The 22,606-nt window shown below is 44.4% G+C and carries 20 protein-coding genes; 10 read left to right on the top strand and 10 right to left on the bottom strand.

From position 1 onward, the window contains the following. Positions 1-273: 273 nt before the first annotated feature. Positions 274-1,563, top strand: coding sequence for a phosphoribosylamine--glycine ligase (gene purD / locus IX95_RS22840; RefSeq protein ID WP_038164271.1), 1,290 nt, complete (start codon positions 274-276; stop codon positions 1,561-1,563). A gap of 46 nt (positions 1,564-1,609) precedes the next feature. Here purD and IX95_RS22835 read toward each other — a convergent pair whose 3' ends face one another. Both IX95_RS22835 and hupA read right to left on the bottom strand, forming a co-directional pair. Further along, positions 1,610-2,305 carry a DUF1481 domain-containing protein gene (locus IX95_RS22835; RefSeq protein WP_038164401.1) on the bottom strand — a complete coding sequence of 232 codons (696 nt, stop codon included), beginning with the start codon at positions 2,303-2,305 and terminating at the stop codon, positions 1,610-1,612. A 45-nt stretch (positions 2,306-2,350) separates the two neighbouring features. Then, positions 2,351-2,623, bottom strand: coding sequence for a nucleoid-associated protein HU-alpha (gene hupA, locus IX95_RS22830; RefSeq protein ID WP_006963283.1), 273 nt, complete (start codon positions 2,621-2,623; stop codon positions 2,351-2,353). Between the two features lie 352 nt (positions 2,624-2,975). Here hupA and IX95_RS22825 point away from each other — a divergent pair, with 352 nt between their 5' ends. Then, entirely contained in the window at positions 2,976-4,076 is a 1,101-nt protein-coding gene (locus tag IX95_RS22825; RefSeq protein WP_038164269.1) for a CNNM domain-containing protein, read from the top strand. Positions 4,077-4,108: 32 nt separating this feature from the next. Here IX95_RS22825 and IX95_RS22820 read toward each other — a convergent pair whose 3' ends face one another. After that, positions 4,109-4,696 (bottom strand): YjaG family protein, encoded by a 588-nt coding sequence (locus IX95_RS22820; RefSeq protein ID WP_006963287.1) that lies wholly within the window; start codon positions 4,694-4,696, stop codon positions 4,109-4,111. A 70-nt stretch (positions 4,697-4,766) separates the two neighbouring features. Between IX95_RS22820 and IX95_RS22815 the strand changes: the two genes are divergently transcribed. The 4 genes from IX95_RS22815 to IX95_RS22800 all read left to right on the top strand — a co-directional run bounded on the left by IX95_RS22815 (position 4,767) and on the right by IX95_RS22800 (position 10,041). Then, positions 4,767-5,687 (top strand): D-2-hydroxyacid dehydrogenase, encoded by a 921-nt coding sequence (locus tag IX95_RS22815; protein WP_038164267.1) that lies wholly within the window; start codon positions 4,767-4,769, stop codon positions 5,685-5,687. Beyond that, positions 5,687-6,268: a uracil-DNA glycosylase family protein gene (locus IX95_RS22810; RefSeq protein ID WP_038164265.1), complete on the top strand. Its 582-nt coding sequence runs from the start codon at positions 5,687-5,689 to the stop codon at positions 6,266-6,268. The genes IX95_RS22815 and IX95_RS22810 overlap by 1 nt, the downstream gene beginning before the upstream one ends. A gap of 199 nt (positions 6,269-6,467) precedes the next feature. Beyond that, complete coding sequence (ppc, locus tag IX95_RS22805; RefSeq protein ID WP_038164399.1) at positions 6,468-9,101, top strand: phosphoenolpyruvate carboxylase; 2,634 nt, start codon at positions 6,468-6,470, stop codon at positions 9,099-9,101. A gap of 400 nt (positions 9,102-9,501) precedes the next feature. Next, entirely contained in the window at positions 9,502-10,041 is a 540-nt protein-coding gene (locus IX95_RS22800; protein WP_006963298.1) for a PadR family transcriptional regulator, read from the top strand. A 65-nt stretch (positions 10,042-10,106) separates the two neighbouring features. On the opposite strand, the gene cysE is transcribed toward IX95_RS22800, so the two are convergent. The 7 genes from cysE to IX95_RS22765 all read right to left on the bottom strand — a co-directional run bounded on the left by cysE (position 10,107) and on the right by IX95_RS22765 (position 18,273). Further along, complete coding sequence (cysE, locus tag IX95_RS22795; protein ID WP_006963300.1) at positions 10,107-10,928, bottom strand: serine O-acetyltransferase; 822 nt, start codon at positions 10,926-10,928, stop codon at positions 10,107-10,109. A gap of 59 nt (positions 10,929-10,987) precedes the next feature. Next, complete coding sequence (gene gpsA, locus IX95_RS22790) at positions 10,988-12,022, bottom strand: NAD(P)H-dependent glycerol-3-phosphate dehydrogenase (protein WP_038164262.1); 1,035 nt, start codon at positions 12,020-12,022, stop codon at positions 10,988-10,990. 150 nt (positions 12,023-12,172) lie between these two features. Further along, positions 12,173-12,640: a protein-export chaperone SecB gene (gene secB / locus IX95_RS22785; protein WP_019276827.1), complete on the bottom strand. Its 468-nt coding sequence runs from the start codon at positions 12,638-12,640 to the stop codon at positions 12,173-12,175. 152 nt (positions 12,641-12,792) lie between these two features. Next, positions 12,793-13,227 carry a rhodanese-like domain-containing protein gene (locus IX95_RS22780; RefSeq protein WP_038164260.1) on the bottom strand — a complete coding sequence of 145 codons (435 nt, stop codon included), beginning with the start codon at positions 13,225-13,227 and terminating at the stop codon, positions 12,793-12,795. A gap of 123 nt (positions 13,228-13,350) precedes the next feature. Beyond that, positions 13,351-14,310, bottom strand: coding sequence for a Wzz/FepE/Etk N-terminal domain-containing protein (locus tag IX95_RS22775; RefSeq protein ID WP_029236224.1), 960 nt, complete (start codon positions 14,308-14,310; stop codon positions 13,351-13,353). Between the two features lie 52 nt (positions 14,311-14,362). Continuing rightward, positions 14,363-17,083, bottom strand: coding sequence for a polysaccharide biosynthesis/export family protein (locus tag IX95_RS22770; RefSeq protein WP_050946455.1), 2,721 nt, complete (start codon positions 17,081-17,083; stop codon positions 14,363-14,365). 41 nt (positions 17,084-17,124) lie between these two features. Further along, positions 17,125-18,273, bottom strand: a complete 1,149-nt coding sequence (locus IX95_RS22765; RefSeq protein ID WP_081885470.1) for a capsule assembly Wzi family protein — start codon at positions 18,271-18,273, stop codon at positions 17,125-17,127. A gap of 359 nt (positions 18,274-18,632) precedes the next feature. Between IX95_RS22765 and IX95_RS22760 the strand changes: the two genes are divergently transcribed. The 4 genes from IX95_RS22760 (at position 18,633) to IX95_RS22745 (ending at position 22,577) form a co-directional block, all read left to right on the top strand. Beyond that, positions 18,633-18,905, top strand: a complete 273-nt coding sequence (locus tag IX95_RS22760; RefSeq protein WP_019276832.1) for a hypothetical protein — start codon at positions 18,633-18,635, stop codon at positions 18,903-18,905. 80 nt (positions 18,906-18,985) lie between these two features. Beyond that, complete coding sequence (locus IX95_RS22755; protein WP_019276833.1) at positions 18,986-19,648, top strand: YjbF family lipoprotein; 663 nt, start codon at positions 18,986-18,988, stop codon at positions 19,646-19,648. A 5-nt stretch (positions 19,649-19,653) separates the two neighbouring features. Further along, positions 19,654-20,394, top strand: a complete 741-nt coding sequence (locus IX95_RS22750) for a capsule biosynthesis GfcC family protein (RefSeq protein ID WP_019276834.1) — start codon at positions 19,654-19,656, stop codon at positions 20,392-20,394. Continuing rightward, positions 20,394-22,577, top strand: coding sequence for a YjbH domain-containing protein (locus tag IX95_RS22745; protein ID WP_038164258.1), 2,184 nt, complete (start codon positions 20,394-20,396; stop codon positions 22,575-22,577). The genes IX95_RS22750 and IX95_RS22745 overlap by 1 nt, the downstream gene beginning before the upstream one ends. Positions 22,578-22,606: the final 29 nt, after the last annotated feature.

Genomic DNA, 22,606 nt, shown 5'->3' with positions numbered 1-22,606 from the left:
TTCGTATTTGGCACTGTGGCGTCGTTAGCGGCTTTCGCCCCTCGGTCACATAGCAGGCTATGTGACCGAGGATGGGCTCATTTGCTGCCTAGCCACATCACCAATTACTTTGAGCAAGACTTATAATTTTGTTTTTTAAATATTCCGATATTTGAAATACGTAGAGCAAGTCAGTGGCTTTAGTTCAAGGAAAATACGCGGAGCTTATGACCATAAGTGAGCATGTTTGACACAGAAATAAAGGCTCTGAAGCAGCTATAAGGATTTTAAAACATGAATGTATTGATTATTGGTGCCGGCGGTCGTGAGCACGCTTTAGGTTGGAAAGCAGCACAAAACCCAAACGTTGAGACAGTATTCGTTGCGCCTGGTAACGCAGGCACTGCGCTTGAGCCAAAGCTAGAAAACGTAAACATTGGTGTTGAAGCAATCTCTGAGCTGGTTGCATTCGCTCAAGAGAAGAAGATCGAGCTGACGATTGTTGGCCCAGAAGCGCCACTCGTTATTGGTGTAGTTGATGCTTTCCGTGAAGCGGGATTACCTATATTTGGTCCTACTCAAGCCGCTGCGCAGCTAGAAGGCTCTAAAGCGTTCACCAAAGATTTCCTTGCACGCCATAATATTCCAACTGCGGCTTACGCTAACTTCACTGAGATTGAACCAGCTCTTGCTTACGTTCGTGAACAAGGTGCTCCTATTGTTGTAAAAGCAGACGGTCTTGCTGCAGGTAAAGGTGTTATCGTTGCAATGACGCTAGAAGAAGCAGAAGACGCAATCAAAGACATGCTCGCTGGTAACGCGTTTGGTGAAGCTGGCAGCCGCGTGGTGATCGAAGAGTTCCTAGACGGTGAGGAAGCCAGTTTCATCGTAATGGTTGACGGCCAGAGCGTTCTGCCAATGGCCACCAGCCAAGACCACAAACGTGTTGGCGACAAAGACACTGGCCCTAACACAGGCGGCATGGGTGCTTACTCCCCTGCACCAGTGGTAACGCCAGAAATCCACGAGCGTATTCTTGAAGAAGTTATCTACCCAACCGTGCGCGGCATGGACGCGGAAGGTCACCCTTACACTGGCTTCCTTTATGCTGGTCTTATGATCGACAAAGACGGCACGCCAAAAGTCATCGAGTACAACTGCCGCTTTGGCGATCCAGAAACTCAGCCAATCATGATGCGTATGGAATCTGACCTTGTTGAGCTTTGTCTGATGGCTATCGACGAGAAACTTGACGAAGCCGAGTCTAAATGGGATCCACGTGCGTCTATCGGTGTGGTTCTAGCCGCTGGAGGCTATCCAGCAGACTACGCGAAAGGTGACGTAATTTCTCTACCTGCTGATGAAGTCGAAGGTCAGAAGATCTTCCACGCAGGCACTGCAAACAACGAAGCTGGCGAAATCGTAACTAACGGCGGTCGTGTTCTATGTGCAACGGCACTTGGAAATAGCGTATCAGACGCTCAGCAGCAAGCGTACACGCTGGCTAAACAAGTCAGTTGGACTGGAATGTTCCATCGCAATGACATTGGTTATAGAGCGATAGAGCGCGAACAAAGCAAATAATCGCTCAGTATCAAAAAAAGGCGCCTCTTAAGGCGCCTTTTGTATTTTAATCAGATAGCAGACTCGGCCTTTCAATACAGGAGTGATCTTCATCTGCCAGCATGAGTAAATCTTCAACAATAACTCGGTTTGTGCGTGTCGAACCAAGGAAAGCTACGTAGTTGTCCACTCCAGCTAAGCGGTTCACCACAAATGACGGCAGTGTCTGATTGAACTCCAATCGAGAGTAACTCTGACCAGAACAGGTTTCAAACGTCGAACCATCCCAGTAGCCTTGAATCAGCTCCTGACCTTTTTTATCCTGCTCTTTCGTCACGGTTGCCACAGTCATCGCATCATTTTTGTAGCGTTCGAGTTCAGCTGGCTTGACCGGAAGCACTTTGCCATCTAATCGGTACTGCTGATAAACCGCTTCACCGTCCTTATTGAAACGAACATGCACTCGGTATTTCACCAGCCCTTGTTCGCCTTTAAGCTGTTCGCCTTCACGAATCAGTTCTCTCAGCTCCCCTTCCGTCCAGCTGTAGTCGGTTTTATACCAACCGTAATCTCCTGCTGTGACATAGTCTGCGGCTGCGCTAGGAGAAGCAATCTTTTCCGTATACCAGTATAAGCTTGTGGCATCGCCCATGCTTTTCCCGCCTGTGTAATAAGCGAACTGTTCTAAGTTAGGAGTAGGAACGCTGGAAGAACAACCAACGATAAAAGAAGTGATTAGTGAAGAGAATAAACGTTTTTTCATGACAGTGATGCGCCAAGACAGAAGACTACCTTGGCGCATTATAAATTATTTCACTGCGTCTTTCAGAGCTTTACCTGAAACAAATGCAGGAACGTTTGCAGCAGCGATTTGGATCTCATCACCAGTTTTTGGGTTACGGCCAGTGCGAGCTGCACGGTGGTTTACTTTGAACGTACCAAAACCAATTAGTTGAACTTGGTCACCCTCTTTAAGTGCATCAGTCACACCGTCAAGAGTTGCTTCAAGAGCAGCTTTAGCTTGTGCTTTAGATAGATCTGCTTTCTCTGCGATAAAGTCGATTAATTGGGTCTTGTTCATTAGGTTTCCCTTCTCATATGTTATCGAATTCAACTCACTCTAAAGCATAAATGCCCCATCTGGCAAAGGTTTGTAAGCGATCTTTAGCTTTCATGACGTACTTTTAACCATAATATGAGTAATAACTCACAATTTGTTACCTTCCTCTCCTATGCGAAGGCTTGTTTTTAATCATAATTAACCTTATTTATAAAACGCGGATAGTCCACGAAGCCTGATATTGTGGGGCCTGAAGCGAATATAAAATACTCACACCAATAATGCCCAGGCATAGTGACTCATTTCATAATTGATAATTTTGATGGGTACATTGCAAAATTCGGTGGTGGTATAAACCTGATATAGGACATTTATGTTACTGCTAACCATCTACGTCTCTGTTGCGATTGGCGTATCCTTTATCTGCTCGGTCCTCGAAGCGGTTCTACTGAGTATTACTCCCAGCTATCTGGCACAACTGCGTCAGCAAGGCCATCCGGCCGCAGAGAAATTATCAAAATTAAAAGCGGATATCGACCGCCCACTAGCTTCAATTCTGACACTGAATACCATCGCTCACACTATCGGCGCCGCCAGTGCAGGAGCACAAGCTGCTGTAGTTTTTGGTAGCGAATGGCTAGGTGTATTCTCAGGTGTATTAACTCTGGGTATTCTTGTGCTATCGGAAATTGTGCCTAAAACCATTGGCGCAACATACTGGCGTCAGCTGTCTCCTCTTGCAGCCATAACGTTACGTTGGATGGTGTGGGCACTGACACCGTTTGTGTGGTTTTCAGAGCAGATCACTAAACGCCTTGCCCGCGGTCACCAAGCACCAAAGATGCGTGATGAACTCTCTGCGATGGCGATTCTGGCTAAAGAGAGCGGTGAATTTGCAGAAGGTGAGACGAAAATTCTTAACAACCTGCTTGGCATTCAGGACGTTCCTGTTACTCAGGTCATGACACCACGTCCGGTCGTGTTCCGTGTTGACGCTGAAATGAGCATCAATGAATTTCTTGCTCAGCATAAAGACACGCCGTTTTCTCGCCCACTGGTTTACAGCCAGTCCAAAGACAATATCATCGGTTTTGTACACCGCTTAGAGATGTTTAAACTTCAGCAGGCAGGTTGTGGCGAGAAACAGCTAGGGGCAGTGATGCGTCCGGTTCACGTCCTACTGAATAACTTGTCTCTGCCAAAAGCGTTTGAGCAGATGATGGCGAAGCGCCTCCAGTTAGCGATGGTTGTTGATGAATATGGCACCATTCAAGGAATCCTTACGCTGGAAGATATCTTCGAGCACTTAGTTGGGGAAGAGATCGTCGATGAAGCGGACAGAGCCACCGACATGCAAGAGCTTGCGTTTGAGCGCTGGGAAAAATGGAAAGAGACTCACGGCGTGATCGAAAGTCGCGATGACGATGAAGAAGATCAGGTTTCTGAACTACAAACCAAGAAAGAAGACCACTAATAAAATCGGGAGCCTATGGCTCCCGATTCACATTAAAGGCTGACGCCAATATTGCTGATACCATCTTCTCTCAGCTCAAAGCGAAGATCTTTAATCAGTTCAATGTCTCGTTCCTGAGCATCTTTCAGTGGACGGAAAATGGCCCACTGCACATCCCACTCTTCACAAACCGCTTCATTGTCTTTCTGATTATCATTAGTTATTTCGAGGCCAGTTTGCGCTTCTTCTAGCTGAGCAACCGTCTGTACCGACTGTTGACTGATTTTTTGCATGCTTTCAAATAAGTCATCGCGATCCAACAGGCCGTGTAGCAGGGTAGACAAACCAATACAGGCATCAATCGCGGGGTAGACACCATAAAAATCAAAATCTTCAGAACTTGGAATAATCTCTTCTAACTTCTCCAACTGGCGCTCATAATTAACCTTGGCACTCTTGACTGTTAGTTGCTCCCAAATGCTATCCAGAATATCGCGATAAATACGTGGCTCTGCAAATTCCGTGCTGTCACAAAACATCGCAAAATTAGGGTACATACGTTCACACAGACACGCCATAAAGGTAATCTGCTTCCAAGGTTCTAACTTCTCAAGACGAAGTTGAAGAGGGTTCTGTAGCATAAGGACTCATTGGTTCAGAAAAAGACAGCGGAAGTGTACTTGATAACCATAGTGGAAAAAAGCGAAGCCGATGAACAATTTCACCAACAAAGTCTATTTACTGACTGAGCATAACGAAACTTACCAGCAGCAGATCGACAAGCTGCAGTTACCGGATCTCGAGATCACCGACAATACAGAAGATGCTGCTATTTTACTCGCCTCTCCACCACTGGTCGCCAAGCGGCTTAGTGATTTTCCCAACGTAGAGTGGATGCAATCGATTTATGCTGGTGTCGATGCTCTCACCAACAACACCCCAAACTTTCTCCTGACCAATGTGAAGGGGATATTTGGTCAGCAAATCTCTGAATACGTTCTCGGCTACCTAATCCAACATTATCGCCACTTTTTGCACTATCAAGAAAGTCAGAATCAGGCCAAATGGGAACCCAAACCCTATCAATCTCTAAGCGCACTCACTTTATTGATTTTAGGGACTGGCTCGATAGGTAACCATCTCGCCAAAACGGCTCAGGCATTTGGCATAAAAGTGATCGGTATTAACCGCAGTGGTATTCCGTCCATGCATTCTCCTTTTGACGAAACTTACCATATTCAGGAACTAGACAGTGTACTGAGCCGAGTCGATGTGGTAGTTAACACGCTGCCCAGTACCAAAGAAACACATCATCTACTTAATCATCAGTCTCTCAGTCACTGCCAATCCGCCTTACTGTTCAATGTGGGCCGCGGCGATGTCGTCTGTGAGAATGGTTTACTTGCCGCTATAGAAGAGCAAGCCATTGCCCATGCCTTTCTTGATGTGTTTGAAAACGAGCCACTCGAAGCCAGTCATCCATTCTGGCACCACCCAGCGGTCACGATCACTCCGCATATTGCTGCTCTTAGCTTCCCTGAGCAGGTGGTCGAGATCTTTGCTGACAATTATCAACGTTGGCGAGATGGGTTTTCTCTACTGAATGAAGTCGATCTCGACAAAGGTTACTGATGCTAGAAGATCTGCTCCAACAAATTCGCCAATGCCGGCTGTGCGAGCCTAATCTACCCCTGGGAGCCAATCCCATTATTCAGGCGAGTAAAGAAGCCAAGCTACTGATCATCGGCCAAGCGCCAGGGACCCGAGTGCACAAAACGTCCATCCCTTGGAATGACCCGAGCGGTGACAGGTTAAGACAATGGCTTAAGCTTGATAAAACGGCCTTTTATGACGCGACCAAGATAGCCATCATGCCCATGGGGCTGTGTTATCCCGGCAAAGGCAAAAGCGGTGATCTCCCTCCAAGAAAAGAGTGTGCCCCGCAATGGCACAGTAAGGTGCTCGAACAACTGCCTAACATCGGTATGACGCTGTTGATAGGCCAGTATGCACAAAACTATTATCTGCAAGACAAACCGAAAACACTCACCGAAACCGTCAGAGCATGGCAGCAGTGGGCACCTCAATATCTGCCCCTACCTCACCCTTCTCCGAGAAATACTTTGTGGTTAAGGCGTAACCCTTGGTTCGAAGCCGAAGTGGTGCCTTTTATCCGCGAATACGTTCATGCTCATATAGGGATTGAACAATAAACGAGCTTTGAATTAGCTCGTATTTCTGTAATAAAGTTTCAACAAATATAGAAAAAATGGCCACGTCATCTCAGTTGCATTTATTTGCACAATATTTGCAATCTTAGCCTACAGCATTTGACTCACAGCGATATTTTTCGCTAGATTGTCTACTTAACAAGGAACAATGGATGTAATTTTTTTACAAGGCAGGATGACAATGAACGAGAAATACTCTGCGCTCAGAAGCAACGTGAGCATGTTAGGACACTTGCTCGGTAACACCATTAAGGACGCTCATGGTGATGCACTTCTGGAAAAAGTAGAAACGATTCGTAAGCTTTCTAAGTCTGCGCTTTCTGGCAATCAATCCGATCGTGAAAGCTTGATTGAGGAAATCAAAAGCCTACCCGATGAGCAACTGACGCCTGTTGCCCATGCTTTCAACCAATTCCTCAACCTGACGAACATGGCGGAGCAGTACCACACTATTTCACGTCATTGCGATGCACATGTCTGCGAACCAGACGCCATCAACAACCTGTTTTCCAAACTTAGCCAAAACGACATAAGCAAACTCGACACTGCTCAAGCGGTGCGAGATCTCAACATTGAGTTAGTGCTTACTGCGCACCCAACCGAAATCACTCGACGCACCATGATCAACAAGCTGGTCAAAATTAATAAGTGCCTGTCGAAACTAGAGTTAAACGACCTGTCAGCCAAAGAACGTCAGAAGACTGAACGTCGCCTCGAACAATTGATTGCCCAAGGTTGGCACTCTGACACCATTCGCCAGCAGCGCCCAACTCCTCTTGATGAAGCCAAATGGGGCTTTGCTGTCGTCGAGAACTCCCTATGGGAAGCGGTACCTGACTTTTTACGCGAATTAGACGGTCGTCTGCGTGGTTATCTTGAAGAAGGCCTGCCTATTGATGCTCGCCCTGTGCATTTCTCTTCTTGGATGGGTGGCGACCGAGATGGTAACCCATTTGTCACTCATACCATCACCCGTGAAGTCATGTTGCTATCACGCTGGAAAGCCGCTGATCTGTACCTCAATGACATCAATGAGCTGGTCAGTGAACTGTCGATGACTCGCTGTAATGACGCGGTACGCTCGCTTGCGGGAGAAGACGAACACGAACCTTACCGCGCCGTACTAAAACAGCTGCGTGCCTTGCTGACTGAAACCAAAGAAATACTGGATGCCAAAGTAAATGGTCAGAAGCTGGCTGTTAAAGCTCCCCTTCAACGTGTCGAGCAGTTATGGAAACCTCTTTATGCTTGTTACCAATCTCTTCATGAGTGCGGTATGGGCATCATTGCTGATGGCTCGCTTCTAGACACGCTACGCCGAATCAAGGCCTTTGGTGTTCACCTTGTGCGCCTCGATATTCGTCAGGAAAGTACGCGCCACTCCGATGCTTTATCAGAGCTGACTCGCTACCTTGGCATTGGTGATTACAACCAGTGGAGCGAACAGGACAAGATAGCGTTTTTGACCAATGAGCTGGCCTCTAAACGCCCACTTCTTCCACGTGACTGGCAACCATCCGAGCAAGTCCAAGAAGTACTCGACACCTGTAAGATTGTCGCCGCCCAGCCACGTGAAGCCTTTGGGGCTTATGTGATTTCTATGGCGCGCACGGCTTCTGACGTATTGGCCGTACATCTACTTCTGCAAGAAGCAGGCTGTCCATATCGCATGGATGTCTGCCCACTGTTTGAAACGTTAGACGATCTGAATAATGCCGAATCCGTGATCAAACAATTGATGGGCATTGATCTCTACCGTGGCTTTATCCAGAACCACCAAATGGTGATGATCGGTTACTCTGATTCTGCAAAAGATGCTGGTGTGATGTCAGCGGGCTGGGCTCAGTATCATGCGATGGAAGCACTGGTCAAAGTCGCGGAAGATGAAGGGGTTGAACTGACACTATTCCATGGTCGAGGTGGCACCATTGGTCGAGGCGGTGCGCCCGCTCATGCAGCTCTATTATCTCAACCACCGAAGAGCTTGAAAGGTGGCCTGCGAGTGACAGAGCAAGGGGAAATGATCCGCTTCAAGTTGGGATTACCTGAGGTCGCTGTCAATAGCTTCAATCTATATGCCAGTGCGATTTTGGAAGCCAATCTATTGCCGCCTCCTGAACCAAAACAGGAATGGCGCGATCTGATGAATGTACTTTCAGAGGTCAGTTGTGAAGCGTATCGAAGTGTTGTTCGCGGTGAACCTGACTTTGTTCCGTACTTCCGTCAGGCAACGCCAGAATTGGAGTTAGGTAAACTGCCTCTTGGCTCTCGCCCCGCTAAACGTAATCCAAAAGGTGGCGTAGAAAGCTTACGTGCGATTCCATGGATCTTCTCTTGGAGCCAAAACCGTTTGGTTCTACCGGCGTGGTTAGGTGCTGGCGAAGCGATTCAATACTCCATCGATAAAGGTCATCAGGCGCTACTCGAAGAGATGTGTCGTGAGTGGCCGTTCTTCTCCACTCGCTTAGGCATGCTGGAAATGGTGTACACCAAGTGTAACCTTGAGATCTCGCGTTACTATGATGAGCGCTTAGCTGATCCTAAACTGCTCCCTCTGGGTGATAAGCTGCGAGCTCAACTTCAGCAAGACATCAAAGCTGTGCTCAACGTTGAAAACAACGAGAACCTGATGCAAAGCGATCCGTGGGGTCAAGAGTCTATTCGCCTACGTAACATTTACGTCGAGCCATTGAACATGCTGCAAGCTGAACTGCTTTATCGCACTCGTCAGAGCGACGCGGCATCACCTGAGCTGGAAGAAGCATTGATGGTGACTATCGCTGGTATTGCAGCGGGCATGCGCAACACAGGATAAACTTGTAACAAAGTACAAAAAAGGCTGTCTTAACGGGCAGCCTTTACTATATCTGATTCTAAAAACGTCAAATCAAATAGCATTATTTAAACAAAAAAGTGGCAAAACTATCAATCAAGCAGGACAATAAACCAAAATATCCATTTATTGAGCAAATTATCAGTTTTTTGGGTTATTTTATCCTTCTATTCCACTTTATGCTTATTATTTAGATATACTAATGCTCCCTTGCGATACACAACAACATCTACATATCGCTCTAGGTGATAAAACGGCTTTTAAGGTGACATGGCCAACTTTGTTGGCGCTGCTTAAAGAAATTAACTGATGATAAGTGCCACAGAAGCACGACAGTAACTAAGCAGTTGTTAGTAGTTATTTGACCATTTGGATTGAAGACATGTCATTACCACACGTTATCCTGACAGTTCTAAGCACACGCGACGCAACTGGATATGATATCACCAAAGAATTTTCCGCCACTATTGGTTACTTCTGGAAAGCAAGCCACCAACAAGTTTACCGCGAGCTAAATAAAATGGCTCAGAATGAGTTGGTTACCTGCGTATTAGAACCTCAAGAAGGTAAACCAGACCGCAAAGTATATTCCATCACAGATTCAGGCCGTGTCGCTTTAGGTGAATGGTTCGATCAGCCAACAGCGCATCCAACAGTTCGTGATGAATTTTCAGCTAAGTTGATGGCTTGCGCCGTTCAACCTTCCGCACCTTATCGTGAACAATTGGCTGAACTGGTTGAGGAATCACGCAAGCTAGTGGCTCACTATCAAGAAATAGAAAACGCATACTATTCAACGCCTGCGACTTTGGATAAACAGCAGCGTTTAGAACGTTTAACGCTTCGCCGTAATCTATTGGTTCGCCAAGCGTGGATTGAATGGGCTGAAGAAGTACTCGCTGAATTAGCCTCTCTAGGCTAATGCGATAAAAAAGGGTTGAAGCCAAAACTTCAACCCTTTTTTGTTTTCTTATCAGCGGTTCAGCTTTAAATGCCATCTCCACCAATAAAGCTTTGTGAACGGCCGTTAAACTGTTGATCCATATCCAGTGAAGGCTTATCCGTTTTAGGGCGGCCAACAATCTTAGCTGGCACACCCGCCACCGTGGTGTGAGCAGGAACTGGCTGCAATACGACAGAGCAAGACCCAATCTTAGCGCCTTCACCCACTTCAATATTGCCAAGAATCTTAGCGCCCGCGCCGATCATCACGCCTTCGCGGATCTTCGGATGTCGATCTCCGCACTCTTTACCAGTACCGCCTAACGTCACATCTTGCAGAATCGAGACATCATTTTCGACTACCGCCGTTTCACCAATCACGATGCCCGTTGCGTGGTCGAGCATGATACCGTGACCAATTTTTGCCGCCGGATGAATATCCACCTGGCACGCCACTGAAATCTGGTTTTGCAGGTAAGTTGCCAGTGCGATGCGACCCTGGCGCCATAGCCAGTTCGCCACACGATAACCTTGCAAAGCATGGTAACCTTTCAAATACAGTAAAGGCATTGAGTACATGGAAACCGCAGGGTCTCGATTTACTGTGGCACAGATGTCACAAGCCGCCGCTTCTGTTATCGAGTGATCAGCGTTAAAAGCTTCTTCAACCACTTCTCGCACAGCCATCGCTGGCATAGACGCTGTATTCAGCTTGTTGGCTAAAATATAACTCAGTGCGGCTGCTAGGCTTTCATGCTTGATGATCGTCGCATGGTAAAAGCTTGCTAGCATTGGCTCTTGTTCTGAAAGCTCTCGCGCTTCGCGAACAATGGCTTGCCATACTTTCTGTTTTTCACAATGTTTCATTTCTCAACCCTTCACCTAAGCTTGCTTAAGTGTTTTTCGCTTTCCGTGTCTTTGGACGTTTACGCCTCTGATTTCTTATCACGAGCAAGCAAATCTTTTGCTGCCATGTGTGCATCTTTTCCTTGATACAACACTTGATAAATTTGGTCAACAATTGGCATCTCGACACCCATGCGCTGTGACAATAGCCAGACCTCTTTGGTATTACGATAGCCTTCGACGACCTGGCCAATCTCATCTTGAGCAGTATCCACATCTTTACCCTGACCTAGAGCTAGGCCAAAGCGACGGTTACGTGATTGGTTATCTGTACAAGTCAGAACCAGATCACCCAACCCCGCCATACCCATGAAGGTTTCTGGCTGCGCACCTAATGCAGCGCCAAGACGCGTCATTTCAGCAAGGCCACGAGTAATCAGAGCCGTTCGAGCGTTAGCGCCAAAACCAATACCGTCTGACATGCCAGCACCGATCGCAATAACGTTCTTAACTGCGCCACCCAACTGCATACCTGTAAAGTCACTGTTGGCATAGACACGAAACGTCTTGCTGCAGTGAATTTTCTCTTGGAGTTCAGAAACAAAACTTTCATCAGGGGAGGCCACTGAAATCGCCGTTGGCATGCCCATCGCCAGCTCTTTGGCAAACGTAGGTCCTGATAGCACAGCTAAAGAGTACCCTTCCCCCAACGCTTCTACAGCCACATCTTTCAGCAGACGCCCTGTCTCTGGCTCAAGCCCTTTCGTTGCCCAACATATACGTGAATCAACTCTTAAATGAGGCTTAATGTTGTTAAGCACGATGCCAAACACATGACTCGGTACCACAACCAGTAAATCGCGACTGGCCTGCACGGCTTTTTCTAAATCTGACTCAACAATCAGTGATTGTGGAAAATCAATATCTGGCAAGAATTCGTGATTCGCTCTATCCGACTGCAAACGTGCCATATGCTCAGGGTCATGGCCCCAAATCACCACATTCGCGCCATTTCTCGCCAGTGAAATAGCCAGAGATGTACCGTATGAGCCAGCACCAAGCACCGTCATAGCAATTTCTTTCCCGTAGCCGTTTTGAATGTCTGAGTCCGTCATTAATCCGCCCGATCGTATTAAAAATTTGGAAGTTGGAACTTCGAATGGTTTCAGTGTAAGGAACTATTGTAGGCAATAAACAAAAAATGCACATCACATCCTTTGATGCTCTGTGCATTTTGTTTATGCCGAGAAACAGCGGTAAAGCAATTAAGCTTCCGCAGTGCCTTCTTGCTGAGCTTGTTGCTGCAGGTAGTTCATAAACAGAGCGTCGAAGTTAACTGGCGCTAAGTTCAGTTGTGGGAATGTACCTTTAACCACTAGGCTAGAAATCGTTTCACGAGCATATGGGAACAGAATGTTAGGGCAGAATGCACCTAGACAATGCGCAAGCTGGCCTGCTTCCATTTTGTCAGCAGTAAAAATACCACCTTGTTGAACTTCACACAAAAACGCGGTTTCCTCTTCGTTCTTCACCGTCACAGTCAGACGTAGAACAACTTCATAAACACCTTCGCCCAGTTCACGGCTTTGAGTGTCTAGGTCTAGCTTCACATCTGGGTTCCACTCTTTCTGGAACATATTTGGCGAGTTCGGCGCTTCAAAAGATACGTCTTTAAGGAAGATACGTTGAATCGCAAAGTTTTGTGCGTCTTGTTGTGGTGCTGCTTCAGCCATTTTGAAATCCTTTAATAATCAAGTTGTCTGCTTGGAGACTAACCGAGAGAGCTTGCTATGACTAGGTTTCCGCTAAAATTCGTGGAAATGTTCACATCTCTCTATAACAAACGCTGATTTTTCAATCAGCGTTTTCAGTAAAGCCACTAAATTTATTTTTTGCCTTTAACCAAAGGCAAGTTTGCTTCATTCCAAGCAATCAGGCCATTCTTCAGCAAGCTGACATTTTCAAAGCCTGCTTTTGCCAGAAGGTTAGCACTCTCTTGTGCTGTCTGACCTGTTTTGCATACCACAATGATTGGGCTAGATTTGTGGTTTTCAAGGCTGCCAAAGTTACCAGCTTTGATATCAGAAGGTAAAATGTGAACTGCATCGGTAATATGACCTTTGCGAAACTCATCTTTACTACGAATATCAACCACAACACCATTTTCACGGTTCATAAGTTGTGTCGTTTGTGACGCAGTGATCTCTTTGTAGGCTGCTGTCGTTGATTTAACGATATTCATAATAACGGCAACCAGTAGACCAACCCATACTAGAGAGAGAATCATGTTCTCTTGAAAAAATGCGATGTATTCTTGCATGTCCTGTGTTCTTCAATAATAGAGCGGCTTAAGAATAAGCGGCTCTGGACTAAAATTCAGACTGGGAGTATAGCGAGGATAAGAACTTAAGGCGAGAACACCTTAATCAAGCTCGTTAACTAGTTAGTCATTCTCTCTACGAAATGCATAATGAACAAGAACAATAGCTACACCTAACATTCCTCCGAGCATTGTCGCGAGGATACATATCAATGCTCTTTTAGGACCAACTTTTTCTTCAGGTACCACTGGAGGATCGATAACTTTAAATGCATACTCATCTTTCACTTCCGCCAACATCAAAGTTTTGGTTTGCTCTTCAATAAGCTGATAAAATACGTTTTGCATATCAACTACTTTAGTTCTGTCCAATTGTTGCTCAAGATACTCTATATTACGGTTGGTATCAGTTAAAGATTCTTCTTTCATCCATAGGTTGAGCTCTTTCACTAGCCATTGCGTCCACTGCTGCGCTACATATGGGGATAAATGAGTAATGCTTACAGTTACAATACCAGTACCTGTGTCAGATACACTTAACATGCCTTTAAACGCTTTATAAGCCTGCCAAGCCGTTGGCTCTAGAGATTTTTCAGGATCTTCTGGATCATTTAGCCAGTGAACACCGTCATAAAGCTCTGAGTTAAGTACTAACTTATTGCTCTGGCTATCCCAAGATTTCGTTGCCATTAAAATAGGTAACAAAGCATATTTATCAATAAATGCATTGATAAATTTCCGAGATTCCAGCGTAGCAAGAGACAAAGATTTATCGTCTGTTTTTCCACCACTGACATTAATTCCAGCCAAAGAGGCTATTCCTCCAAATTTACTCGCCATAGCAGCAAGTCCACCACTTTTTTCATCACTCGCAGCGACCAAAGTTGCAGATGCTTGGTAAGTATTCGGTTGGGATTTAGCATAAAACACTCCGCCTATCGCAAACAAAAAGGTAGTAACAATTATCACCCATTTTCCTCTTCCAAGGGCAAAGAACACTCCCCTTAAATCGATTTCATCATTGGCAATTGGCAAGTCTTGAACTTGAGTAAAATTATCTTTATGAATAACTGGTTTGTTCATAATATCTTCTTGATTATCGAGCCCTCTTAATTTTAGAAGGCTCATAAGCTAGTTAGTCCTTTACGGCACTCCAAGCAACGCCAATTTGGTACAGGATTTGTGTGGCTGAAGTTAATGTACTCAAGCCATCTAGATAATCTGTATCTAAAGGAACGATAATGGTATCACCCGGTTCCAAAGGATTAGATCTGCGACTGAACCAAAATGAATTGTTTGGCAACATGACAGAACCATCAGCACGCACAACATAAATTCGGTCTGTATCTGCTTGTTTTTTAGTACCGCCGGCCGAAGAAATATAATCTTCGATAGTCATTCCTGGGGTAAAGGTATGATTGGAAGAAAATTGCACTTCTCCCATCACACTCACAATTGGCTGCCTAGCAGGGACATATAGTTTGTCACCCTTTTCTACGATAATGTCGGCATCAGAATTTCCAGCTAGTGCTTCAGGTAGATTAATAACTAGACGGCCAATGGCCTCAGTTGATGCGAGCTCATCTGCAATAGTCATAGCTTCAGTTGGGCTAGTGGTATAGGTAGCGCTTGAATTTTGCCGACGTAGTGCTAAGTTACCAATTTCTTGTTTCAATTGGAGATTGAGCAGCTTTAGCCTCTCTTCTTCTTGGCGGCGCAAGCTTTCACGACTAAATACAGCTCCTTGAGCATAAGCAAACTGAGTCAATCCACCCGCACGCTCTATAAGGTCTTGAATCGTTTCACCCCGCTGAAAGGTATACGTCCCCGGAAAAACGACTTCACCCTGTAATTCAACTGAATTACCACGCTGCCAATTAGGCTGAGTTTTAATTACAATGTGATCTTGAGCCTTGATATCTAGGACATCTTCACCACTTAGAATCTCATTTGGAGAAAAAGAGTAGTGTTGAACAACAAAGTCTTGCTTTACCTTTTCTGAACGACTCAACTCAGCACTATACAAAAACGCTTGTTCAGCAAAACCACCAGCTGCTGCAATTAACTTTTCAAAGTTTGTATTTTCAGTTAGAGGGTACACACCAGGATATTTTACCGCTCCGGTCACTTCGATTATTTTAGCCTGCTCGGCAAGGCTTGCTTGAGCTTTCAACCTTTCAATGATTGGTTTTAGTAATGACTCTCGACTAGATAGGCGAAAGTCATCCGCCACAGCAAACTTATCATCGTCAGCAATATCGAGTTTCTTCTGTTGTTCTTTCTCTACAAGGGCTCCTGTTGCCGAGTCCAGTACAACAACACTCTTGGAGTTGAACGAAGGTAATGTCTCATTTTGGATCTTTTTATCTATATCTTGAGATTGCTCATCAGCGTTATTATCAACACCCTCACTGAGCTTATGCATTCGTTTTAAATTTGTAGATTTTTGCTCCCTGTACCAATAATCGACATTGAGGCCATTGTCGAATACAAATAACTGGTCACCTTTTTGAAGAGAGAAATTGTCACTCGAATTGGGAGACTTTAACACTTCACCTAAATTAAATTGCCATACACTAATATCACGGCTGTCAGGCTTTTCTCTAACGAGTAATGCATAAGACAGATCGGCATTTTCCTTAAGATCAACTCTGCTGATCACATCACCGATCTTAAGTCCCTCTATAAATTGATAAGCACCTTGGCGGAATAATTCACCACGAAGTGCGATGGCATTCTCCAGTTTTTCTCCTACTGGTAACAAAGAGACTTCATCACCCGCTTGTAATTTAAAATTTTTCCCATGTGGGGATGACATATCTAATGTCAGCTGCTCAATACCCTTTGCGCTACGCCTTTTCACGCTGACTTTTGATAAATAAGCATTAGGTAAAGCACCACCAGCGATATTAATTAAACTATTTAGACGACTATCTGAATTGAGTTCGTAATGAGCGGGACGAAGTACTTCACCTTTAACAACAATATCAGCTTGCTTCGCAGGCACAAGAATAGTGTCTCCTGCTTGTAAGCGAATATCTCGACTAGAGTTACCATTGACTATCAAGTCATAAGCGTCGAACGTAACGATTGTTTTGCCAAGTCGTTTTACTTTAATGTTGCGTAAACTACCTGTTAACTTTATTCCCCCAGCAGCAATCAGAGCTTGAGACAAGGTAGTCAACCCATTGACATTATAAGCACCAGGCTGCTTAACATCACCAGTAACAAACACCTGCATTGTTCGCATAGCACTTAAAGAAACAATCGCTTCGACACCAATTGACTTACGCTGGATAAGCGATGCTACATAGCTTTTTAACTCACTAAAAGTTTGCCCAGCAACATACTCAGGGCCATAATCAGGGATATTTAATTTTCCCTCTCTATCGATTTTTAACGTTAAATCACTATAAGACTTTCCATACAATTGGATTCTGACTTCATCCCCAGGAGCAATGATATAGTCATAAGGAACAGGTAAATGTTCGACGGGTGTAAAGTCTAGAGAATGACCAGCGAAAACATCATACCCAAAAAAAGGTAGCTCCGTTGCCGTGAGTCTATTCTCTGGTTCACTATTAGATTGAGCACCTTTCTTTAAAGCTTCGGTCGCCCTTTCAGGTTTCTTTATTTCAGATGTCTCCGTGTCTGAACTCGACGAAGGGCTACTAAGAGAATTTATTGCGGAAAGGTCGATACCCATTTGCCGAGCAAGCTGCTCTTGTTGAGCTTTAGGAAGGGATTGAAACTGATTAATTTGCGCTTGAGTTGGCGTTGCAGCATTGACACTCGCACTGAGGAGCATTGGGGCAACCAACACATGTATATTAAACTTCAATGTTGTAGTATCCATTAAACTATATAATCTTCTGTTCTCTGATATTAGCGATACAATTAAAACCTAAACTCATACTTAGAGCCAAATATCATTTCACTGTCACTGGTGTCTTTACTGACATAATCTGCACTAAGCTTGATTCTTCCTTGAAGTGCAGGAAGCTGGTAAGACAGTTGGTATTGCTCCTGCTGATCATTTTTGCCGTTCAATAAATTTTTAGTTGATACAATCACAGAAATCTGATGGTCATTGGCAAGCTGAAGGTAACTACTGAAGGACCAACTATTTTTATTTAAATAACTCGACTGTAGGTAGTCGCTAATTCCATTATCAACAATCAACTGACTTTCCTTTTCAGCCAATGACTGATATTCAACAACTATACGTAATGAACTATTGAATACAGACTTATGCCCACTCCAGCCTATTAGATAAGCACCTAAGCCATTGTTCTTTTGAGCCGAAGCTGCTTCAGCATATAGCCCATGCTGCACATTATGCACTTTTGGCAAAGTAAGCTTTACGTCGACAGCGGATTGCTTTTGATTTTTTGTTACGTGATTTGTATTTGCTTCAAACCAATAATGTTGAGTCAAACCAAGCTCTAACCAAGAATTAAGTTTACTAGAATATCTCATAGAGGCCCTGTAATCATAATCGAGGTCCTCTAACTTTGACGTAACAATGTTTAGATTCCACAATCCTAGTGCCGTATTGTCTCCGATCCAGCTCAGACCCGCATCTAAATCCTTACCAGACGTTGCTAAACTGAGACTGTGATTCCAACCATGTCCCCACCACCTAGGTAACATACTCACATCAAGTAACAAACGGCCAGCGTTCAAGGCAATGTAACTATCTATGAAAGAAAGCTCAGGATCATCAGAGTATTCTAGGTAAGAAGAATTGAACCTAAACGCATAACTGTGAGCTAGATGCTCGTAACTCGCCTCTACAGCCCACTTATCGCGTTTTATATCACCAAACCAATCATTAGCTAGCGTCTTATTACCACCATACATTGCAAAGCGGCGGTTACCACGATTGAGCTTAGCGGTTTGTAGTGCGTAATTAAAGTGAGAAAATTCGGTATTTAAGCCATTAGAAGTATCGGCGAAGCTTTTATCTCCTTCTACTGACGACCAACGTAAAGGAAATGTACTGGTAACACCGTTAAGGATTTCTTCATCACTCAGAGCTACCATAGTCGACCTTAAGAAAGGATCATTTGCTTCGATCCATGGAGAAGAGTAGACATTATTACTAATTAACAAAATAGATGTAAGTGAAATGGATATCCTAAGTCTCTCAATCCTTGGCATGTGTCCTGCTTTATTTTTGTCTTCGTATATAAAACACAAATACTCTTTGTGAATTAGCCAAACTTTAACCCATTGTAAAGATAAAGGCCACTATGGATTAATTGCTCCACGATACTGTGATCACCTTGCATTAAAGATATTTAAATTTTTACAGATATAACAAAGTGAAATAGAATCAAAACTGGAGCAAGCTAATTTGCTCCAACATCGATGTTAATTTGTAAATTTACAAGGAACAATCAATGAAAAAACTTGCTCTAACCATGTTAGTTGCGCTATGTACTTCTGCAGGAGCTTTCGCTGAAGAAAGCACTACCGCGAGCACTGCTGGCAGTTCCGCTGGTGGCTCCGCTGCTGGAGGCACAGCTGCAGGTTCTACAGCCGCAGCATCTACTGCCGCCGCCGGTGTAGCAACAACAACCGCGGTAGCAGTTGGTGCAGCAGTCGCAGTTGCGGCAGTTGCAGTTGCAGCTTCGGATAACGATGGTACAACTGGCACTGATGGTACTAACTAATTAGTGCTTTTAGTTAAAAAACACCCTTAGCAGAGCTAAGGGTGTTTTTTTGCGATATTTATTAGTTCTGAGTTTTCACGATGACATATAAAGTACATACTCTATTTATAGCAACTTTCATCACCTTCTCAACGGGATGTACGCAACGCTTCGCTGATACTAACGCGACTCTAAAAGAAGCCTTTTGGGGCTTTGAGGATGTAAGCTTAAATAAAGAAACAATCGAAAAAATACCCTATGCTAGCAGCTATTTTAAGATTAATGATGGGCCACAAATTTTTATGGTGCTTGCATTCGTTGAAAAAAATCCACAATCTGGAAAAACTCAGCATAAATGGCTCTCCAGTGACAAAGCGATGATTGTTACCGAAGAAGGTCGTATCGTCAGGACTTATAACCTCCCAGAGGCAAACCTAGCTGGCAAAATATCGCCCAATAGCATCATACATTTTAACACTCCTCAGTATCACTGGACTTCCGTATACGATTGGCAACCTGAATACCAATATAATCACCAAGCAAAAATCACCACCGAATCCGTGGCAACAATTCAATTAAACTCTGTGATGTGGTCTCAAAAGGTCAAAATCTGGCAGGAATACATTTCATTTGAAAAACTGGATAAGACCATGCAAAACACTTTTTGGGTGGATAACAATGGAAATGTCCTGAAATCAGCCCAATGGGTCATTCCAAACCGACTTTTCATCGAGCAAGAAATACTCAAGCCATTTAAAGGGTAATCTAGATGACGCGTAGCTTTTTATTTCTTCTTTCTCTAGGTGTTTTCAGTAACGCTATCGCTAATACCGTAAAACTAGAACTTCCCAGTGAGCAATTAGTGATTGACTATACTGCACCTATACGCCTTGAGAGAGCTATTGCTGACACTGTATTACACAGTGAGAATCATGCACCATTTAGCTATCCACTGAATAACGCTCTATTCAACATAGATAAACAAAGAGTCGCCAATAACAAAAAACAGGCCGTACTGAACTTAATTGATAAACTCAAAAAGCAAGAACCGACACTTTATGAAAGTCTGGGGGTTCTGCGCGAACAAGTGAAAACTTGGCCCGTTGGTTATAGAGAAAACGTCTCATTAGATCTCGATTTCGTTCGCCTGACACCTTCAGCCAACCCTATGCTTAACGGTCATTACCAATTCGAATACCCAGATCGGCCAAACACCATTTACCTAGAAGGATTATTTGTCAGCGCTACCAAACCAGAAGCAAGGCCTGATTGGACGGCCAAAGATTACTTATCAACATCTAGGGGGCTTTCTAGCGCCAGTAATAGTTATGCTTGGGTTATCTACCCAGATGGCAATTCCAAACGAGTCGGTTTCGCTTACTGGAATGATGAAAATACACCACTTCCTCCAGGTTCTAGCATCTTTCTTGGGTTTAACAATCCATCCAAAGAACTTTCTCAACTTGAACAGGACATTGTCTCTCTAATTGCCTGGAGAAGAAATTACTAATGAAACTTAATGCAATTACCTCTTTGTTCCTCTCTCTTGGTTTCGTTTCAACAATTCAGGCAAGCGATAATCTCAAAGTCTCTCAAACTGACTTTGGTGGTGTGGGTCTCATGCAAATGCCTTCTGGACGCATGGCGGAAGAAGGGGAATTTAATATAGGTGTTAGCGTCAACGACGACTACCAACAATATACTGCCTCAATCCAGTTAATGAGTTGGTTGGAGTCCACAGTTCGCTATACACGAGTACCAGACTTATTATTTAGTAGCGACCCTTCCTATAGTGGCGATAATTTGTATACCGACAAAGGCATCGATTTCAAAGTCCGCCTTTGGCAAGAAGGTTACTGGCTACCTGAAACATCAATTGGTGTCCGTGATTTTGGTGGGACCGGCCTATTTGACGGTGAATTTGTTGCTGCGACAAAACGCTTTGGCAATTTAGATGTAACTTTAGGCCTTGGCTGGGGCTACTTAGGCCAGCGTGGTAATGTGACCAATCCTTTCTGTAAAGCAAGCGATGAATACTGTACTCGCGACAGTGATTTCAGAGGCACAGGCGGCAGTGTCGATTACGAGCGATGGTTTAAAGGCCCAGCAGCTATATTTGGCGGCCTTGAGTATCAAACTCCTTATGCACCACTTCGCTTGAAGCTTGAGTATGATGGTAATAACTATACACAGGACTACCCTGTACAGTCAGGTAAACCCATGCCTCAACATACTCCATGGAATGTAGGCGTTAACTATCGTTTAGGAGATTGGGGGGACGCAAAAGTCAGCTATCAACGTGGAGATACCATCACTTTTGGCATCAATATCTACACCAACTTTAACGAAATGAAAGCGACATGGCGTGATGAGCCAAAACTGGCTGTCACCAACGTGGATAACAATGATCCAGACTGGCAATCGGCAGCAAAGCAGATTGAATCAAACGCAGGCTTTGAGAAAAACTCCATTACCCTTGATGGCGATACCGTCATAGTCAAAGGCCAACAGAAAAAGTACCGCGACAGAGAAGAAGCTCTCGATCGAACCGCAGCAATTTTGTCTAACAATTCAAACGACCTAATTCGCGTATTTAAAGTCGTTGAACAGCAAGATGGTATGGACCTTAAAGAAACCACCATCGATAAACAGAAATACCTTACTGCGGCTAGTTACTTATCCAGTGAAGCAGAGGTCAAAGACAGCTTTAAGGAATCGGAGCCTAAAAGCATAGCTAAGGCCCCTATAGCAGAAAACAAAGAGCGCTGGGATTATGGCTTAGAACCTGTCCTAAAGCAGAGCATCGGTGGGCCTGAGTCATTCTATTTGTACAGTTTAGGCATCAGCGCAAATTCGAACTATTGGCTAACGGATAACCTTGAGTTTGGCGGTTCAATCATCTTCAACTTGGTAGACAACTACGACAAGTTTAACTATGTAGAAAACTCACCACATGTAAGAAATTACTCAACGCCTAGAGTCCGAACCATGTTCCGTGCCTATGTGCATGATAATCCAGTCAGACTCAACCATCTTCAGCTAACATGGTTTGAACAACCATTTGAAGAAGTTTACACCCAGATGTACGGCGGCTATCTCGAAATGATGTTCGCTGGTGTGGGTGGTGAAGTACTCTATAGGCCAATGAATAAAAACTGGGCGGTAGGCTTCGATGCGAACCTAGTCAGTCAACGCGACCCTGATTCATGGTTTGGTACATACAGTGAAGATTACTTCTTCTATGATGAAGCAACCTGTAATGACCCGACACCTTCTTGCCAAGCATATGTTTTAAGCCAAGGTACAACAGGGCATGTCACGGGTTATTATATGCCAAATTGGGATTTCCTAAGAGACACGCTGTTTAAGGTCAGTGCAGGTAAATTCTTAGGTGGAGACATGGGTGCTCGCTTCGATTTTTCTAAGCAGTTCAAGTCTGGCGTGATTGTCGGTGCTTACGCTACTTTTACCGATTTAACAGCAGAAGAGTACGGGGAAGGAAGCTACAACAAAGGCTTCTATATCTCGATTCCTCTGGACATCATGACAATCAAGCCAAGCACTGGTCGTGCGAAAATTTCATGGGAGCCAATCACCCGAGATGGCGGGCAAATGCTGAACAAGCAGTACAACCTGTTTGATAAAACAGACGTTCGCTCTCAATGGTATCAGAGACCAAGTACTGTTGAGTAGAATGAAAAATAAAAAGGCTGACAGCAATG

The organism is Vibrio sp. B183 (assembly GCF_000740665.1).
Classification (GTDB): Bacteria; Pseudomonadota; Gammaproteobacteria; order Enterobacterales; family Vibrionaceae; genus Vibrio; species Vibrio coralliilyticus.
Note: the sequence above shows the minus strand (reverse complement) of the source record. Positions and strands in the feature narration are given on the sequence as shown.

What these genes read in the sequence shown, in the direction of transcription:
- cysE (WP_006963300.1), bottom strand. Translation starts at nt 10,928, where the DNA reads ATGAAACATTGTGAAAAACAGAAAGTATGGCAAGCCATTGTTCGCGAA.
- IX95_RS22825 (WP_038164269.1), top strand. Translation starts at nt 2,976, where the DNA reads ATGTTACTGCTAACCATCTACGTCTCTGTTGCGATTGGCGTATCCTTT.
- IX95_RS22800 (WP_006963298.1), top strand. Translation starts at nt 9,502, where the DNA reads ATGTCATTACCACACGTTATCCTGACAGTTCTAAGCACACGCGACGCA.
- IX95_RS22765 (WP_081885470.1), bottom strand. Translation starts at nt 18,273, where the DNA reads ATGGTAGCTCTGAGTGATGAAGAAATCCTTAACGGTGTTACCAGTACA.
- IX95_RS22745 (WP_038164258.1), top strand. Translation starts at nt 20,394, where the DNA reads ATGAAACTTAATGCAATTACCTCTTTGTTCCTCTCTCTTGGTTTCGTT.
- IX95_RS22835 (WP_038164401.1), bottom strand. Translation starts at nt 2,305, where the DNA reads ATGAAAAAACGTTTATTCTCTTCACTAATCACTTCTTTTATCGTTGGT.
- secB (WP_019276827.1), bottom strand. Translation starts at nt 12,640, where the DNA reads ATGGCTGAAGCAGCACCACAACAAGACGCACAAAACTTTGCGATTCAA.
- IX95_RS22760 (WP_019276832.1), top strand. Translation starts at nt 18,633, where the DNA reads ATGAAAAAACTTGCTCTAACCATGTTAGTTGCGCTATGTACTTCTGCA.
- ppc (WP_038164399.1), top strand. Translation starts at nt 6,468, where the DNA reads ATGAACGAGAAATACTCTGCGCTCAGAAGCAACGTGAGCATGTTAGGA.
- IX95_RS22750 (WP_019276834.1), top strand. Translation starts at nt 19,654, where the DNA reads ATGACGCGTAGCTTTTTATTTCTTCTTTCTCTAGGTGTTTTCAGTAAC.
- hupA (WP_006963283.1), bottom strand. Translation starts at nt 2,623, where the DNA reads ATGAACAAGACCCAATTAATCGACTTTATCGCAGAGAAAGCAGATCTA.
- IX95_RS22820 (WP_006963287.1), bottom strand. Translation starts at nt 4,696, where the DNA reads ATGCTACAGAACCCTCTTCAACTTCGTCTTGAGAAGTTAGAACCTTGG.
- IX95_RS22775 (WP_029236224.1), bottom strand. Translation starts at nt 14,310, where the DNA reads ATGAACAAACCAGTTATTCATAAAGATAATTTTACTCAAGTTCAAGAC.
- gpsA (WP_038164262.1), bottom strand. Translation starts at nt 12,022, where the DNA reads ATGACGGACTCAGACATTCAAAACGGCTACGGGAAAGAAATTGCTATG.
- IX95_RS22810 (WP_038164265.1), top strand. Translation starts at nt 5,687, where the DNA reads ATGCTAGAAGATCTGCTCCAACAAATTCGCCAATGCCGGCTGTGCGAG.
- IX95_RS22780 (WP_038164260.1), bottom strand. Translation starts at nt 13,227, where the DNA reads ATGCAAGAATACATCGCATTTTTTCAAGAGAACATGATTCTCTCTCTA.
- purD (WP_038164271.1), top strand. Translation starts at nt 274, where the DNA reads ATGAATGTATTGATTATTGGTGCCGGCGGTCGTGAGCACGCTTTAGGT.
- IX95_RS22755 (WP_019276833.1), top strand. Translation starts at nt 18,986, where the DNA reads ATGACATATAAAGTACATACTCTATTTATAGCAACTTTCATCACCTTC.
- IX95_RS22770 (WP_050946455.1), bottom strand. Translation starts at nt 17,083, where the DNA reads ATGGATACTACAACATTGAAGTTTAATATACATGTGTTGGTTGCCCCA.
- IX95_RS22815 (WP_038164267.1), top strand. Translation starts at nt 4,767, where the DNA reads ATGAACAATTTCACCAACAAAGTCTATTTACTGACTGAGCATAACGAA.